The 14,911-nt window shown below is 36.3% G+C and carries 11 protein-coding genes and 1 pseudogene; 7 read left to right on the forward strand and 5 right to left on the reverse strand.

All coding sequences use genetic code 11. The annotated features are described in order from the left end of the window. Nucleotides 1-400: 400 nt before the first annotated feature. Nucleotides 401-700: a hypothetical protein gene (locus LEP1GSC059_RS01275; protein ID WP_017215171.1), complete on the forward strand. Its 300-nt coding sequence runs from the start codon at nucleotides 401-403 to the stop codon at nucleotides 698-700. 313 nt (nucleotides 701-1,013) lie between these two features. Here the strand turns inward: LEP1GSC059_RS01275 and LEP1GSC059_RS24565 are convergent. Then, a pseudogene (locus tag LEP1GSC059_RS24565) lies at nucleotides 1,014-1,198 on the reverse strand (hypothetical protein). On the opposite strand from LEP1GSC059_RS24565, the gene LEP1GSC059_RS01280 reads away from it, so the two are divergent. From LEP1GSC059_RS01280 to pckA, 4 genes are all read left to right on the forward strand, one after another. Next, a complete protein-coding gene (locus LEP1GSC059_RS01280; RefSeq protein WP_017215172.1) occupies nucleotides 1,193-1,861 on the forward strand; it encodes a hypothetical protein in 669 nt (222 codons plus the stop codon). The pseudogene LEP1GSC059_RS24565 and the gene LEP1GSC059_RS01280 sit on opposite strands and share 6 nt — an antisense overlap. 85 nt (nucleotides 1,862-1,946) lie before the next feature. Continuing rightward, on the forward strand, nucleotides 1,947-2,492 hold the full coding sequence (locus LEP1GSC059_RS01285; RefSeq protein ID WP_000729197.1) for a CarD family transcriptional regulator: 546 nt from the start codon (nucleotides 1,947-1,949) through the stop codon (nucleotides 2,490-2,492). A gap of 39 nt (nucleotides 2,493-2,531) precedes the next feature. Beyond that, complete coding sequence (locus LEP1GSC059_RS01290; protein ID WP_017215173.1) at nucleotides 2,532-3,566, forward strand: PIN/TRAM domain-containing protein; 1,035 nt, start codon at nucleotides 2,532-2,534, stop codon at nucleotides 3,564-3,566. Nucleotides 3,567-3,626: 60 nt separating this feature from the next. Beyond that, nucleotides 3,627-5,219, forward strand: a complete 1,593-nt coding sequence (pckA, locus tag LEP1GSC059_RS01295) for a phosphoenolpyruvate carboxykinase (ATP) (RefSeq protein ID WP_020980106.1) — start codon at nucleotides 3,627-3,629, stop codon at nucleotides 5,217-5,219. Nucleotides 5,220-5,992: 773 nt separating this feature from the next. On the opposite strand, the gene LEP1GSC059_RS01300 is transcribed toward pckA, so the two are convergent. The 4 genes from LEP1GSC059_RS01300 to LEP1GSC059_RS01315 are packed head-to-tail and all read right to left on the reverse strand — an operon-like array spanning nucleotide 5,993 to nucleotide 8,552. After that, nucleotides 5,993-6,220 carry a hypothetical protein gene (locus LEP1GSC059_RS01300; RefSeq protein ID WP_081099779.1) on the reverse strand — a complete coding sequence of 76 codons (228 nt, stop codon included), beginning with the start codon at nucleotides 6,218-6,220 and terminating at the stop codon, nucleotides 5,993-5,995. A gap of 4 nt (nucleotides 6,221-6,224) precedes the next feature. After that, nucleotides 6,225-6,968 carry a toxin-antitoxin system YwqK family antitoxin gene (locus tag LEP1GSC059_RS01305; protein ID WP_017215174.1) on the reverse strand — a complete coding sequence of 248 codons (744 nt, stop codon included), beginning with the start codon at nucleotides 6,966-6,968 and terminating at the stop codon, nucleotides 6,225-6,227. A 38-nt stretch (nucleotides 6,969-7,006) separates the two neighbouring features. Further along, on the reverse strand, nucleotides 7,007-7,783 hold the full coding sequence (locus LEP1GSC059_RS01310; RefSeq protein WP_002179133.1) for a hypothetical protein: 777 nt from the start codon (nucleotides 7,781-7,783) through the stop codon (nucleotides 7,007-7,009). Beyond that, nucleotides 7,776-8,552 (reverse strand): ParA family protein, encoded by a 777-nt coding sequence (locus LEP1GSC059_RS01315; protein ID WP_004446640.1) that lies wholly within the window; start codon nucleotides 8,550-8,552, stop codon nucleotides 7,776-7,778. The genes LEP1GSC059_RS01310 and LEP1GSC059_RS01315 overlap by 8 nt, the downstream gene beginning before the upstream one ends. A 113-nt stretch (nucleotides 8,553-8,665) precedes the next feature. Here LEP1GSC059_RS01315 and gatB point away from each other — a divergent pair, with 113 nt between their 5' ends. Both gatB and dnaE read left to right on the forward strand, forming a co-directional pair. Next, nucleotides 8,666-10,126: an Asp-tRNA(Asn)/Glu-tRNA(Gln) amidotransferase subunit GatB gene (gatB, locus tag LEP1GSC059_RS01320; RefSeq protein WP_002179277.1), complete on the forward strand. Its 1,461-nt coding sequence runs from the start codon at nucleotides 8,666-8,668 to the stop codon at nucleotides 10,124-10,126. Nucleotides 10,127-11,276: 1,150 nt separating this feature from the next. Continuing rightward, nucleotides 11,277-14,786 carry a DNA polymerase III subunit alpha gene (gene dnaE / locus LEP1GSC059_RS01325; RefSeq protein WP_081099780.1) on the forward strand — a complete coding sequence of 1,170 codons (3,510 nt, stop codon included), beginning with the start codon at nucleotides 11,277-11,279 and terminating at the stop codon, nucleotides 14,784-14,786. Nucleotides 14,787-14,911 lie beyond the last annotated feature (125 nt).

A 14,911-nucleotide genomic window follows, 5' to 3' on the forward strand; every position in this document is an offset into this window, starting at 1 on the left:
GACTATCCCAAATTTATCGGTTTCTTTAAAAATTTGTTTTTTATGATTTTATGGAGCTTTTAGGGTAAGTTCAAAATAATTTATACATATAGTAGCTTTTTATAAAATTGTATTATTTATTCTTTGGAGAAAGTCAAAAATGGATCTTTGTTCCTCTTACTTATTTCAAAAAAATATCATAAGATTTAAATTTTCTGATTTCATTCTGGCATTCTTTACTCTCTTTGTGATTACAATTAAGTGAGTGGAACTTTTATAAAATAAATTATTAATTTGATGAACGGTTTCTAAAGAAAAGATTTTGAGTAAAAAAAAGATTTTGAGTAAAAAGTTTAAGATCTTTGTCTTTAGATTTTATAAAGTTCCTTAAAAATAAGGTTCACTCATAGGAGTAATACACATGAAAAAAATTTTGATTTTAGGAATCATCCTTTCGTTAGCGATGATTGGTTGTAAACCTTGTTCCGATTTGGAAGCTAAGATCTGTACAGACTTAGGTGCGAAGTGTGAAAAATGGAAAAGTATGGGAAAACCAGGTTTGCCGCCTGAAGATCAAGATCAATATCGTTCCGGCAAAAGAAAATTGATTGGGGTTTTGTTGGAAAGTGTAGGTCTCATGGAACGAAACGCGCAAGCCTGTCAAGGACTGTCTTCCAATTATGAAGCGATCATCTCTTCTTTAAAAAAATCTGTAGAATAGCTTTTTCCGTTTAAAACTCGACGTTGTTTTTCAAAAAAAATTGAATTATCTTCGTCGAGTTCAATAACCAAAAACTTAGCGCGATTCAAGTAAAATGACTTTCCTTAGAATTCAATAAATAATATAAGTTTGCTTAGGAGTCGAGTTCATGATTCACTTTTTCTGAAAAAAGTTGGGATCTGAAATTGATTGATCAATTTCTAAAATGTGGGAACTCATACTTTTAGAAAATTCTTTCTCATTTTTTACGCCGAACTCACATTAAAAACGATTTTATGATTTCTGTAGAAACATTTGCTATGAAATCATACTGTTAATGAATGTCTAAAATTCTGTATAAAACGTTAGATTTGCCCCAAATCCATAATAAATTCGCTAGTAATCGATCAAAATTAAAAGCCCTGAAAATTTTCAAAATAGTTAAATCTTTAATTTTTTGGAAAGAATTTTAGTATTTAGGCCGATTTTAGAAATAGAATTTAGGATTCCTAAATGCAGAATATTGATTATTCGAGAAGACTCAAACAATCCACTGTCCGAACTCCGGTTCGAGAAAATACAGATTTTAGTCGGACGATTCAGACTGTTCAACATCATAAAAAATCGGGATCACCGATTCAAATTTTTTCGTCCACCCGTTCCGCTTTTGTTTTATTATTAGGTTCTATATCCTTGTTTACTGCGGGAATTGTAGTAGGTCTTAAATTGGATCAAAAGGAAGAATCTTTTGCCCAAAATGAACTACAGACACTTCGAAACGTTCCTTCTCATGAAAAAAAGAATGAGATTCGATCTTTGTTTTTTTCTAACCAAAAAAACGAAGATTCCTTAAAAAATCAGGAATCACTTTCAAAATTGAATCCCAGAGAAAATTTTTCAGGAGTGAACGGGGATTCTAAGATTCTCTATCCTCCTCAAACCGGTGAAACCAATTATCTTGTAGTAGTTGGCACTTCCGATTCTTTGCAAGCCGTTGAATTGGGAAAAAGAATTTTGATGGTTAGAAATGAATTCAAAGGAAGAATTTTTCGTTCTTCTAAAGGGGAACTGTATTTAGGTTATTTTTATTCCGAAGAAGAAGCCAAAGAAGCATTGGAAAAAATTCAACCTCTCAATGATCCTTTGTTTCATTCTGCCAAGATTCGTACACTGAAACTTTAATAGCCTTTTCGGATAATTTTGTTGACTTTCGCCAAATTTATGCTATTTTCTAGAGTAGAGTTTTAACGGAAGTTATCATACTTACTTGGCTGCCAAAAAGAAAAATTCCGAAATCGAACACAAGGTAGGCGATTACGTAGTCTATCCAATCCATGGAGTTGGAGAGATTCTCGAAATCTCCAAAAAGAATATCCTAGGTAAAAAGAAGGATTGTTACGTTCTCGAAATTCAAGGTAGTAAGATGAAGGTTATGATACCTGTTGACAAAGCAGAACAGGTTCGAATTCGCCCTATCATCGATAAAAAAGAGATCAAGAAAGTCATTGCACTCCTCAAGAAAGACGAAGTAGATACGGAAGAGGACTGGAAGATCCGCTACCAAAATAACCTCAATAAGATCAAATCCGGATCCATTTATGAGGTCGGAGAAGTTTGTAGAAATCTATTTCGCAGAGCAAGTGGAAAAGAACTCTCCATCATGGAGAGAAAGCTTTACGAAAGCGCCTATAATCTTGTGAAAATGGAAGTTGCATTGAGTAAAGGGGTTACGCAAGAAGAAGCTGGAAATCTAGTTTCCGATGTACTGGCGAGCACCCTCTCTCCTAGTGAAAAAAAGGCAGAAGAAGAGTAAGTTCCGCAAAAACTCAAATACAAATTAAGGATTTGAGTTATGATTCATTTCTACAAAGTACTCACGTCTCTGTTCCTTTCTGGGATTACATTTGCAGTAACACATAAACAAGCAGGAGATATTTATTTAGCCGGACCAATTGCCGGGGTTGTCTTGTTAGTTTCTTTTATTCTTCTTTATGGAGAATCTAATCTTTTTCCAAAATTGAAAGCAGACGTACTTTTTTGCGCTGGATTAGGCGCGCTTCTTGGGCTTGCAATCGCTTGGTTTGTGGGTGTAGCCGTTCATTTTGAAGAATTGAACGTAGCCCTTTATTTCTTATTCGCACTTTTTGGAATCGTCTCTGGGGTTACATTTGCTAAAGAACCTGGTCTTGGAATTTTCGGAGGCGGAGGTGGTTCAGGCAATAGCTTCGGGGTTGGTATTGAAAAGGAAGAAGTCAAAGATAAAATTCTAGATACCTCTGTTGTAATTGACGGTAGAATTTTAGATATTGCTGATACTCACTTTTTGGATGGTCCTTTGATTCTACCTAACTTTGTGTTAAGAGAAATTCAGCTCATCAGTGATTCTTCCGATCCGATCAAAAGGGCGAGAGGAAGACGAGGTCTTGAGATGTTGAATAAACTTCAACGTAAAGGCTCTATAGAAGTAAAAATTACTTATAAAGATTATTCTGATACGCGTGAAGTAGACGCAAAACTAATTAAACTAGCCCGTGATACTGGTGGTAAGATTGTTACTAATGATTTTAATTTGAATAAAGTGGCTGAATTACAAGGAGTAAAGGTATTAAACCTAAATACTTTAGCAAATGCTTTAAAACCAGTCGTTTTACCTGGAGAAGAACTTGGAATCCAAGTGATCAAAGAAGGTAAGGACGAGAATCAAGGAATCGGTTATCTAGAAGATGGTACGATGGTCGTGATTGAAAACGGCGGTCATCTGGTAGGGAAGGAAGTCAAAGTGACAGTAACTTCAATTATTCAAACCGCGGCTGGGAAAATGATTTTTACAAAAGCAAATTCGAATGGAGTTTCTGAGAAAGGAAATCGCCAACCTCATTCCTCTTGAATGATTGACTTTCCAATTTAGAGTAAAATACTTGAAATAGAATTCCCAAGGAGCAATCAGATGCAGGCCCAGACTCAGGTAAAAGGTTTGAAAGAACTCGGACTCGAACCTTCTGAAATTTTCCATAATCTTTCCTATGATGAAATTTATGAACATGAGAAAAAAAATGGAGAAACCGTAGTTTCCAGCAATGGAACTATGATGGTAGATACCGGTATTTTTACAGGTAGGTCTCCGAAAGACAAATATTTCGTGGATGAGTCTTCTTCAAATGGAAACATTTGGTGGAGTCATATCAATTTCAAAGTTTCAGAAACAATCTTTGATGAACTTTATAAGAAATGTGTAAACTATCTGAGTCATAAAAAACTATACGTTTTTGACGGTTACGCAGGTGCGAATCCTGAAACCAGAGTAAGTTTGCGAGTTGTTTCCGAAAAAGCCTGGCAACATCACTTTTGTACGAATATGTTTCTTCGTCCTACGAAGGAAGAACTGATTGGTCTTGATCCTGAATTTACAATTATCAATGCTTGCGGAATTAAGAACGAGAATTTCAAACAACACGGAATGAACTCCGAAGTGTTTGTAATTTTCCATCTTGCTAAGAAAATTTGTATCATCGGTGGAACTGAATACGGCGGAGAAATGAAGAAAGGTATCTTCTCCGTTATGAACTACAAACTTCCTTTGCAGGGAATTCTTAGCATGCACTGTTCTGCAAATGTAGGCAAAGATGGTGATACAGCTCTTTTCTTTGGTCTTTCCGGAACCGGTAAAACGACTCTTTCCACGGATCCGAATCGCAAGTTGATCGGTGACGACGAGCACGGTTGGGATGACAACGGAATCTTCAACATCGAAGGCGGTTGTTACGCGAAGGTGATTAACCTGGATCCAAAAACTGAGCCTGATATTTACGAAGCCATTCGTAAAGACGCTCTTCTGGAGAATGTGGTTTATGATCCTCAGACAAAAGTTGTGGATTATTCCTCCGCTGCAAAAACGGAAAACACTCGAGTTTCTTATCCGATTTTCCATATCAATAACATCCAAGTTCCTTCTAAAGGAGGACATCCGAAAACCATTATATTCTTAACTTATGATGCGTTTGGTGTTCTTCCTCCGGTTTCCAAATTAAGCATTGAACAAGCAATGTATCACTTTCTTTCCGGTTATACCGCAAAAGTAGCGGGCACGGAAAGAGGAATCAAAGAGCCAACCGCTACGTTTTCTGCATGTTTTGGAGCGGCGTTTATGACTCTTCACCCGACTAAATACGCGAAGTTGCTCGGCGAAAAGATGAAGAAGCATAACGTTAGAGCTTATCTTATGAACACCGGTCTTGTCGGTGGATCTTACGGAATTGGAAAACGTATGAATCTTCCTTCTACTCGTAAAATCATCGATGAAATTCTGAACGGAAACATCGAGAAATCCGAGTTCGTGACGCATCCGGTTTTTCAAGTAGCTTATCCTAAAACGATTAACGGAGTGGATAGTGCTATTCTTGATCCAAGAGAAGCCTGGGCAGACAAATCGGCTTATGATGAAACTGCTAAGAAGTTAGGGGAAATGTTTATTAAAAATTTCAAACAGTATGCGGAAGGATCAAAGGATTTCGATTTTACTGCGTTCGGCCCGAAAATTTAATTTGATCTTTTGAAAATTACAGGAGATGAAACAATTCTCCTGTAATTTTTTCTGTAGTATTCAAATCTTTTAAAATTCTTAATATCTAATAATATAAAGTTGTAGTTTAATTTAAACTTTTTATAATCTGTTGAATCTATAAAATGAAATGTTTGAGTTTGGTTTCTTTATATATTAGAGTTGTTGAAAAATTAATTCTCCATCGTTTTCGTTTCATGGAAACGATCGATTGAGGCAGCTTTGTTGATCCTGAAATATGGAATTTTTCAACAACTCTAATAGAATTTTCTATAATGCCGTGAGTTCGACGTAAAAAAAAATGGGCGAATCTGGCTTGCCACAGGCAGGCTCCCAGCTTTAGCTAATAAGGGTGTATACAGGAAACGTTATATAATAATTGTCTTTAGAGTTTCAATTGACCCGTAAAATCCAGCAATGTCTTCTTTAAGGATCAATTCAGGGGTGTGATGCATTAGCTTAAGAAGTGAGACTCTGAGTTTTCCTACACTTCAATTGCTTTCGCGTTATACAAAATTAACGTAAGTTCGATGTAAGAAAATGAGAAAGAATTCTCCAAGAGTATGAGTTGTTCCTACATTACTGTGAGTTTTTAGAACTTTAGAATTTGTTTGTAAAATCGTGATCTGCAGTAGTTCACACAAACTAAGTCACATTACAAATTTTTAAAAATTTACTTTTGTATGAGTTTCCACGTTTTAGGAATTGATCCATAAAATTCAGATCCAACTCTAATAAATTTGCCAAAGCGATCTTCAATTTGTTTGCCTGAAGTAGAGATTTAAACAGAAAATTATAAATAAATGAATGATTGCAGTGAAAATATAAAATCTGAGATTTAAATTTTCTCGAAATGTTTGAAAAAGTCCTATGTGGACGACTGAAAACGTAGAAAGTAAAATCCAAAAATTTAATATTGTTAACGAAAAATAAACGCTTAGATAAACTACGATAAGAAAAAAAATTCCAAAGATCATCTTCAAGATTTTATTTTTTAGAAGAAACCAAAGTTTGACAAACTGACGTAAAACCTTTTTTTATTTCGCAATTGATTGTTCCGTTTGGAAGATAAGTAGTTCTGGAAATGAAATTTCCGTTATCGTCAAAAACTTCAATCGCCTCCGTTTTATGAGTCGGATAATAATAAAACCAAGTTTTTACTTTCTTTCCATTTTTGTAATAACCTGTGTATTCTAATTCTCCGTCTAAAAAATATTTTTGCCAAAGGTTATCTCTATAACCTTCCGTATAATTTCCTTTTAGCTCAAGTTGTCCGTTTTCGTAAAATCTTTCGAATAGCCCTTCTTCGTTTCCTTCGTCTCCGTTCATCATCACTTCGGGTTTTCGAGAACTTTTGCCAAAATTCTGGCGGATATAAAGATTTCCGTTATCAAAATTCCAGATCCATTCTCCTATACGAACTCCGTTTTCATAATTACCTTTTGCTAATATACGATCCTCATGTTTGGAATAAATTTTACAAAGACCGTTTTCTAAACCAAGCTCGTTTATGGAGCAATCTTGATAAATTTTTCCATTATCGTAATAAACTCTTCTTCTTCCTGATTCAGTAAGAACATAAGCGTTGAATTCTTTTTGAAATTTTGCACCGGCAGGAATGTTTCCCGAAATCGATTCTTTTATGCAGTATAAAAAAGAAACAATTGCCAAGAATGAAATTATACTTTTAAATAAAATTTTTTGAGCGAAAAAGGTAAGTTTGAAATTCATTCGATTTTTATTATATATACTAATTCACCTTTTTAAATTTAATCGATGGTGAATTTTTTACTTACCAATAGTTCTCCGTCTTCGTCACGGATTTCCACTTCGTAAGATCCTTGTTGGTCGAAAAATGTATCGTCATAATAGGTTTGGAATTTTTCAAAATTTTTGCGAAAATCCTTTTCTTGAATTGAAAATTCTTCCTTTCCTCCGTCGGTTCGATAAATGGTAAGGTGAACTTTTTTGGGAGTGGACCAACCTTTTTTATAATAGATAAAGAAGTCTTGTCCATGAGAGAAATGATATTCTTTTTGTGAACTCATACCCGAAACTTTCTCAGGAGTCATCTTATCTATATCCATATAGATTTCGTGTTTTGTCGGCCAGAAAAACCAAATGGCCATAACCAAAAGAATCACTCCAACAATCTTCAAAAAACGTGAAGAGCCTTCTCTTTCAGGGGATTCCGGTTTTGTATAATCTTCCAATCTCATGACACTGCTTATCCTGCGGAGGTGGTTCTTTTTGGGCAAATATTTTTCCTCTCTCGCGGAGGATGAATTCTGAATTGAAGGAGATTCTTTTGTTTCTTGGTTATGGGTTTTGAAAGGAGAATCGATTTCATTTTTTGTAATTGTTTGATTTTCCGATTTTTCTTTTAACGTTTTTTTTTGGAGGGAAGTTTCTACAGGAGAGTCTTCTTTCCAAGTTTCCGATGTAGGAACTTCTTTTTGATTGGTTTGTTCTTCTTTGGCTTCTCCGCCTAACGTCTTTCGGACGTGCGCTCCCGCTGCTTGTTTTAAAAGATCCTTTTTAGCCAATCTCCAAAACCTCTTCCACAAAACTTTGATAAGACTGTGCCGCTTTACTTTTCGGTTGATATTCAAATAGGGTTTGTTTCATCATATGAGCTTCTTCTACGTTGACTGAAGGCGGAATTCTGGATGAAAATAATTTTAAGTAGGGTTCAATCATCGGTTCGAGGGTTTGAGAAAGTGTTGTTCTAGGATTGAACATAGTTAGCACGGCTCCTAAAACTTTTAGAGAAGGATTGAATCGTTTTACGGTATTCTTATGTGCTTCTAAAATGGCTTCGATTCCGTCGAGGGAAAATTTAGAAACTTGTAATGGAACAAGTAAACCCGTAGAAGCTACAAAAGCATTAAGAGTAATCATAGAAAGACTTGGTGGACAATCTATAATTACATAGTCGAAATCGTCCTTGATCGATTCTAAGGAATCTCTAAGTTGAAAAAAACCATTTATCTTTCCAGAAAGCATTACGTCGACTTCTGCAAGAGAAGGATGAGAAGGAGCAATTCTTAAACCTTGGATTCGGGTTGGAATTAAAACTTCTCGTAGGTCTCCACCGTCCCTAAAAATTTTATAAAGACTTTTTTCTCTTCCTTCTTCTGTGTGGAGGGAATAAGAATTTTCTTTGATAAAAACAGAGGTTGCGTTTCCCTGTGCATCTAAATCTAAAAGAATCACTCTTTCCTTTTTAAGCGCCAGTCCAAAAGAGAGATGTACCGCAGTGGTTGTTTTACCTACCCCACCTTTCTGGTTTGCTATACAGAGGATCTGTTTCATAAAAAATCCGTTGCCCGTAAATTCCGCTTTCCTCAGACTACATTTAGAGATCGTTGGATTAGGGATAGATTCCTCGATCTGTTTGGGATGACAATCCGGAAAAGGAGATACAGTTGGCAGAATTTGAAACGATCATAGGACTAGAGGTCCACGCTCAGCTCAATACGGAATCGAAAATATTCTCTACAAGTGTGACTAAGTTTGGCTCTCCTCCAAACTCTCAGACCAATCCGGTTTGTTTGGGATTGCCTGGTGCGCTTCCGGTCCTCAATGAACTTGCTTTAGAAAAAGCAATTATGGCTGGGTTGGCATTTGGTTGTGAAATTACTCTGTTTACTAAATTCGATCGTAAAAATTATTTTTATCCAGATCTTCCGAAAGGTTATCAAATTTCTCAGTTTGATAAACCGATTTGCACCGGTGGAGGAGTTACCTTTACAATCAAAGGAGAAGATTCTACTCGTTATGTGAGACTGACTCGAATTCACCTGGAAGAAGACGCAGGCAAACTCATTCATTCTGCAGATCCAAATATTCCTCAGTCTTATGTAGATTTGAACAGAGCGGGAACCCCTTTAATCGAAATCGTTTCTGAACCGGACATGCGTTCTTCGGATGAAGCGTATTATTATCTTAATTCTTTAAAATCAGTTTTGAAATACATTCGAGTTTCGGATTGTAATATGGAAGAAGGTTCTCTTCGTTGCGACGCAAATGTTTCGATTCGTCCCAAAGGTTCGGACAAGTTTGGAACCAGAGTTGAAATTAAAAATCTAAATTCTTTCAAAGCTGTCAAAGCTGCGATTGACTACGAAGTAGAATGGCAAAAAGAAATGGCTTTGGAAGGAAAGACATTTCAGCAACAAACTAAACTTTGGGATTCCGTTGCTAACAAAACCGTAACGATGAGAACCAAAGAAATGAGTCATGACTACCGTTACTTTCCAGATCCAGATTTACCTATGATCGTTCTTCAAAAAGAAACGGTGGAATCTGTTCGTTCAAAACTTCCGGAACTTCCGAATGAAAGAAAAAATCGTTTTGTAGAGAAATTGAATCTTCCGAAATACGACGCGGAGGTCTTGACCGCGGAAAGGGAAATTGCGGATTATTTTGAAGATGCTTTGAAAGTTTCTGGAGACGCTAAAAAAACATCCAACTGGGTTAAGGATGAGGTTTTAGGTATTGTTAATAAAGAGAATATTGCAATATCAGAATTTTCTGTTTCTGCTAAGAGAATCGGCGAACTCGTAAAATTAATTGCCGATGGAAAAATTTCTGGTAAGATTGCTAAAACCGTATTTGAAGAACTTCTTACTTCTGATAAGGACGCGGAAACCATTGTCACCGAAAAAAATCTAATCGTGGTTCGAGACGATAAAGAAATTGAAAGGATCGTAGACGAAGCTATTGCGAATAACCAAGATGCGGTTACAAAATACAAAAGCGGAAAAGATCGTGCGTTAGGTGCTATTGTAGGTTATGTGATGAAAGTTTCCAAAGGAAAGGCTGATCCGGAATTAGTGAATCAGATGCTTTTGGAGAAGTTGGGTCCATTGCCTCCAAAAAGTTAATCGTTTTAAAACTTCAACGAACAGCAATTTATTGAGGCCAGATTGAAAGTCTGGTTTATTTTCAAGTTTTTTATTAAAATTCTAAATAGAGTTTTCGAAAAAATCTAAATCAACAAACGATTTGTTCAAATGAAAGAAGCGAAAGAAAATTAATTTTTTAACAATTCTAATCAAGGAAATATTTATAAAATCCTAAAAAGTGCTGTCCAATCAAATTTTCCCATAAAATCGCTGTTCTGCGATTATTCACAAAGATAAAAAAACTATTGTATAATAATTTCTTAAAGTTATTTCTAAATCTTTTTATTTTTACTGATCACTACAGAATTGAGTGCCGTAAATTTTTATCACAGAGTTCTGTTTTAGTATAGAATATTTATTAGAGTTGTTGAAAAATGAATCTCCATCTGTTTTATGGAAACGATCGGCTAAAGCAGTTTTGTTTAACTGAACTATGAGATTTTCAACAACTCTATTATATAGTTTAGATTTTTGCTTAATGGTGCCCAATGTAGGAACTATTACGACTTTGAATGATGGGAAAGACTATCTAAAAATTTATCAAATTGTCAACACAACAGATCTATAGTAGTTTATATAAGTTGCTTTGAAAATGAAGTATCTTCTTCAATGTTTCGATTTTTACCAACAGACAAATGTTAGTTGGCGGGTTTTGGTTTTATAAGTCGAATTGACTGCTCTTTAAAACTGAATTTCCACGGTTGGTGTGGGGACTGGCACTGAAGTTCTGGTGATAAAATACACTTTTGGAAATCGTTTCTGTGGGAACTCACGCGTTTGTAAGCAAGGGGGACTACACGTTGATCTTCAAACGTTCGTACTTCAAAGGAGCGACAACATGAACTTAGAAAAAATTTTTACTGCTATTATTAGTCCTCCCGCTCATTCAAAGTTTACCGTAAATCCGGATTTGTGGTAGTTCCCATAAATTTTGTGAAACTAAAGCGTATCGCTTCCTGGATGCCGATCATCGGAGCGATACGCTGAGTTTAGGAGGTGTTTGCTGGGGGTTTCTACAGAATTTAGTTGGCTATCTTATAAAAAGTTACGGAATTTAGTCTAAGTATTTGTTTTTAACCGATTAGACTCTTGACTTCGAGTCCGTAAAAATTCTATTATGTCCCTTACAATGCAGGATTTCGCTCATTTACATCTGCACACAAATTATTCTATGCTTGACGGAGCAATTCGCATCAAAGAGCTGATGCAACATGTCAAGGAATGTGGCATGTCTTCGGTTGCAATGACTGACCACGGAAACATGTTCGGTGCCGTTGAGTTCTATAACGAAGCGACCAAACAAGGTATTAAGCCGATTATTGGAAGCGAATTTTACGTTTCTCCGAACCGGAAACAAGAATCGGAGATGGTAAAAATCGCGGACGGAAATGCGTATCATCTTATCCTTCTTGCAAAAAACCAAGAAGGTTACAGAAATCTAATACGTCTTTCCAGTAAATCTTACACAGAAGGTTTTTATAAAAAAGCGAGAATTGATTATGATCTTCTGGATAGACACAGTGAAGGCCTTGTTTGTTTGACCGCCTGTCTTGCGGGTGAAGTCAATCGAAAGATTTTAGAAGGTAAGATAGATGAGTCTTTGCAACTTGCCGGTAAGTTAAACGAGATTTTCCATAAAGAGGATTTCTATATGGAAATCCAAAATCACGGAATTCCGGAACAGATGACCGTTGCTAAACAAATTTATGAATTTGGAAAAAAGACAGGGATTCCACTCGTTGTTACAAATGATTCTCATTTTTTAAAGAAAAATGATCAGGAAGCACAGGACATTCTTCTTAGAATCGGAATGCAAAAGCGTATTACCGATCCAATGGAATTTGGTTTTAACGGAGAGTTTTATGTTAAAAGCCCGGAAGAAATGGCGAGAGTGTTTCCCGAAATTCCCGAGGCGTTCCATAACACATTAGAAATCAGTAATAAAGTAAATTTGAAACTTCAATTTGGAAATTATCTTCTTCCAGAATTTGAAGTTCCCGAAGGTTATGATGCGGATTCTTATCTTGAGAAATTGATTTGGGAAGGGATCGAAAGAAAATATCCAAAACTTTCTCCGGAAATCAAGGAAAGGGTGATCTTCGAACTTAATACGATTAAAAATATGAAGTTTGCGGGTTACTTCTTGATCGTTCAAGATTATATCAACTACGCAAAAAGAAACGGAATTCCCGTTGGACCTGGAAGAGGTTCTGCGGCAGGTTCCATTGTTGCTTACGCTCTCGGAATCACGAATGTAGAACCCCTTCAACACAATCTACTTTTTGAAAGATTTCTGAATCCGGATCGTAAAGATATGCCGGATATTGATACCGACTTTTGTGTGGAACGCAGAGAAGAAGTGATCAATTATATACGTAGAAGATACGGAGAAGAACGTGTAGGTCAGATTATCACGTTCAACTCTCTTGCGGCAAAGGCGGCTCTCAAAGATGTGGCCCGAGTTTTGAATCTTCCTTTCGGAGAAGCGAATGAGATGACAAAGGCATTTCCGAATAAACTAGGAATGTCTATTTCAGAAGCGCTAACAACTTCTTCTGAGTTAAAAAACTTTTCAGAAAAGGACGACATCAATCATAAAATTTTTGCGATTGCTCAAAGGCTCGAAGGAAATTATCGTCAGCCTGGAAGACACGCTGCTGGAGTTGTAATTTCTCCTTATCCTTTAGAAGAGGTAGTTCCACTTTCCACTGTTGCAGAAAAAGAAAAACCGGGAGTTCGTGCGATCGTAACTCAATACGATAAAAACAACTTAGAAAGTATCGGTCTTATCAAGATGGATATCTTAGGTCTGAAAAACTTAACTACCTTAGATTACGCGATCAAACTCATTGAACAAAGAAGAGGGATTCGAATTAATCTGGATGAAATTTCTTACGATGATGCGAATACATACGCGCTTCTCAGAAAAGCAAACACTCTAGGTATATTCCAGTTAGAATCTACGGGAATCACAGATCTGGTTGCAAAAAGCCAAGTAAGTAATTTTGACGAAATCGTGGCCTTGATCGCTTTGTATCGCCCTGGTCCTATGGGAGAAGGGATGTTAGACGAATACTTGGATCGTAAATCTGGACGAAAGCAAGTCACCTATCCACATCCATCCTGTGAACTGATTTTAAAAGAAACATTTGGAGTTCCGGTTTATCAGGAACAAGTAATGAGTATCTCCCGTGTTGTCGGAGGATTTTCGGTCGGAGATTCGGATGTATTGCGTAAGGCAATGGCTAAGAAAAAAGCCGATTTGATGGATAAATTGAAAGTTCAGTTTATCGAAGGTGCGGTCAAACAAGGAATTCAAGAAAAGGTGGCAAAGGATCTTTTTGAGCAGCTGGAAAGATTCGGTGGTTATGGATTCAATAAATCGCATTCGGTTGCTTATGCGATCATTACTTATCAAACAGCTTATTTGAAAGCGAATTATACAATTGAATATCTCACTGCGCTTCTTGCCTCCGATCATGGTAAAACGACAGACATCGTAAAATATATCAATAATGCAAGAGAAATGGGAATTCAAATTCTCAATCCGGACGTTTCCGAGTCTCATGTTTCTTTTAATGTGATCGACGATACCACGATTCGTTTCGGACTTTCCGCAATGAAGGGAGTGGGAGAAACCGCCGCAAACAGCATCATTCAAGCAAGGGCCAAGATAGGAAATTTTAAAACCCTACAGGACTTCGTATTAAATATAGACACGAGACTGATCAACAAAAAAGTTTTCGAAGCTTTGATTCAAGCGGGCGCTTTGGATTCTTTTGGTTATACTCGAAAATGTCTTTTTGAATCCGTGGATTCGATTTTGACCTTTGCACAAAAAGAACAAGAAAGAGCCAATGAGGGGCAATTTTCTCTTTTTGGAAGTGAAGAAAGTTCTTTCTCTCTCAATCTTCCCAAAGATGCACTTGAATGGGACATTGACGAAAAATTAAAAAGAGAAAAATCAATAGCCGGTCTTTATCTTTCCGGTCATCCCTTGGACAAGTACGAAAAACAACTTAAAAGTTTGAAAACGATTCCGATCGAAAAATTCGACGATCTAAAATCTGGAACCAAAGTGGAAGTTGCGGGTGTAATCTCTTCTAAGAACATCAAACTCAGTAAACGAAACGAAGAATTTGCAAACTTCAAATTAGAAGATAGAACCGGTGAAATAGAATGTGTAGCTTTTGCAAAAACGTATCAGAAATATAAGGAATTTATAAAGGAAGATCAAGCTATCTTTATCAAAGGTGACTTAGATAAAATTGAAGTGGGGGATACAGAACTTCGGGGTCAGGTTAAAGTCAATAGTATCGAAATTTTAGATGACGCGACGATAGAAGATAAACTTGAAAAGTCTCTTCATCTTAGACTGGAAGAAAGACATACAGAAGATCCCGAGCTAGTTCCAAAACTTTACGCATTGCTTGCTTGTTACAAAGGAGAATCTTCGGTTTATTTTCACATCGTGGAAAATGAGGAAGAAAAAAGAGTAATTCGCGCTCATGATACTTACTCAATCCAACCAATCAATGAACTTTTCTTACGGCTGGCAGATCTTTTAGGAGATCGTTCTGTATTTTATTCCGTAGGAGAACAACTCAAAGTGATCAATAAAAGTCAAGTTGCAGGTTAATTTGTTTTTTAAATAATTATAATATAATAAATTTCTATTTCTAGAAAATGTCGTATTGTAATTGTTTTTCGTAACGAAAACTTCGCGTTTCACCGTTTGCGTCTTCTATCTAAAGCGAGTAAAAT

It is taken from the genome of Leptospira noguchii serovar Panama str. CZ214 (assembly GCF_000306255.2).
In the GTDB taxonomy this organism is placed as follows: domain Bacteria; phylum Spirochaetota; class Leptospiria; order Leptospirales; family Leptospiraceae; genus Leptospira; species Leptospira noguchii.

Coding starts and splice junctions, on each gene's coding strand:
- LEP1GSC059_RS01290 (WP_017215173.1), top strand. CDS start 2,532: ATGATTCATTTCTACAAAGTACTCACGTCTCTGTTCCTTTCTGGGATT.
- LEP1GSC059_RS01315 (WP_004446640.1), bottom strand. CDS start 8,552: ATGAAACAGATCCTCTGTATAGCAAACCAGAAAGGTGGGGTAGGTAAA.
- LEP1GSC059_RS01305 (WP_017215174.1), bottom strand. CDS start 6,968: ATGAATTTCAAACTTACCTTTTTCGCTCAAAAAATTTTATTTAAAAGT.
- LEP1GSC059_RS01280 (WP_017215172.1), top strand. CDS start 1,193: ATGCAGAATATTGATTATTCGAGAAGACTCAAACAATCCACTGTCCGA.
- pckA (WP_020980106.1), top strand. CDS start 3,627: ATGCAGGCCCAGACTCAGGTAAAAGGTTTGAAAGAACTCGGACTCGAA.
- dnaE (WP_081099780.1), top strand. CDS start 11,277: ATGCAGGATTTCGCTCATTTACATCTGCACACAAATTATTCTATGCTT.
- LEP1GSC059_RS01275 (WP_017215171.1), top strand. CDS start 401: ATGAAAAAAATTTTGATTTTAGGAATCATCCTTTCGTTAGCGATGATT.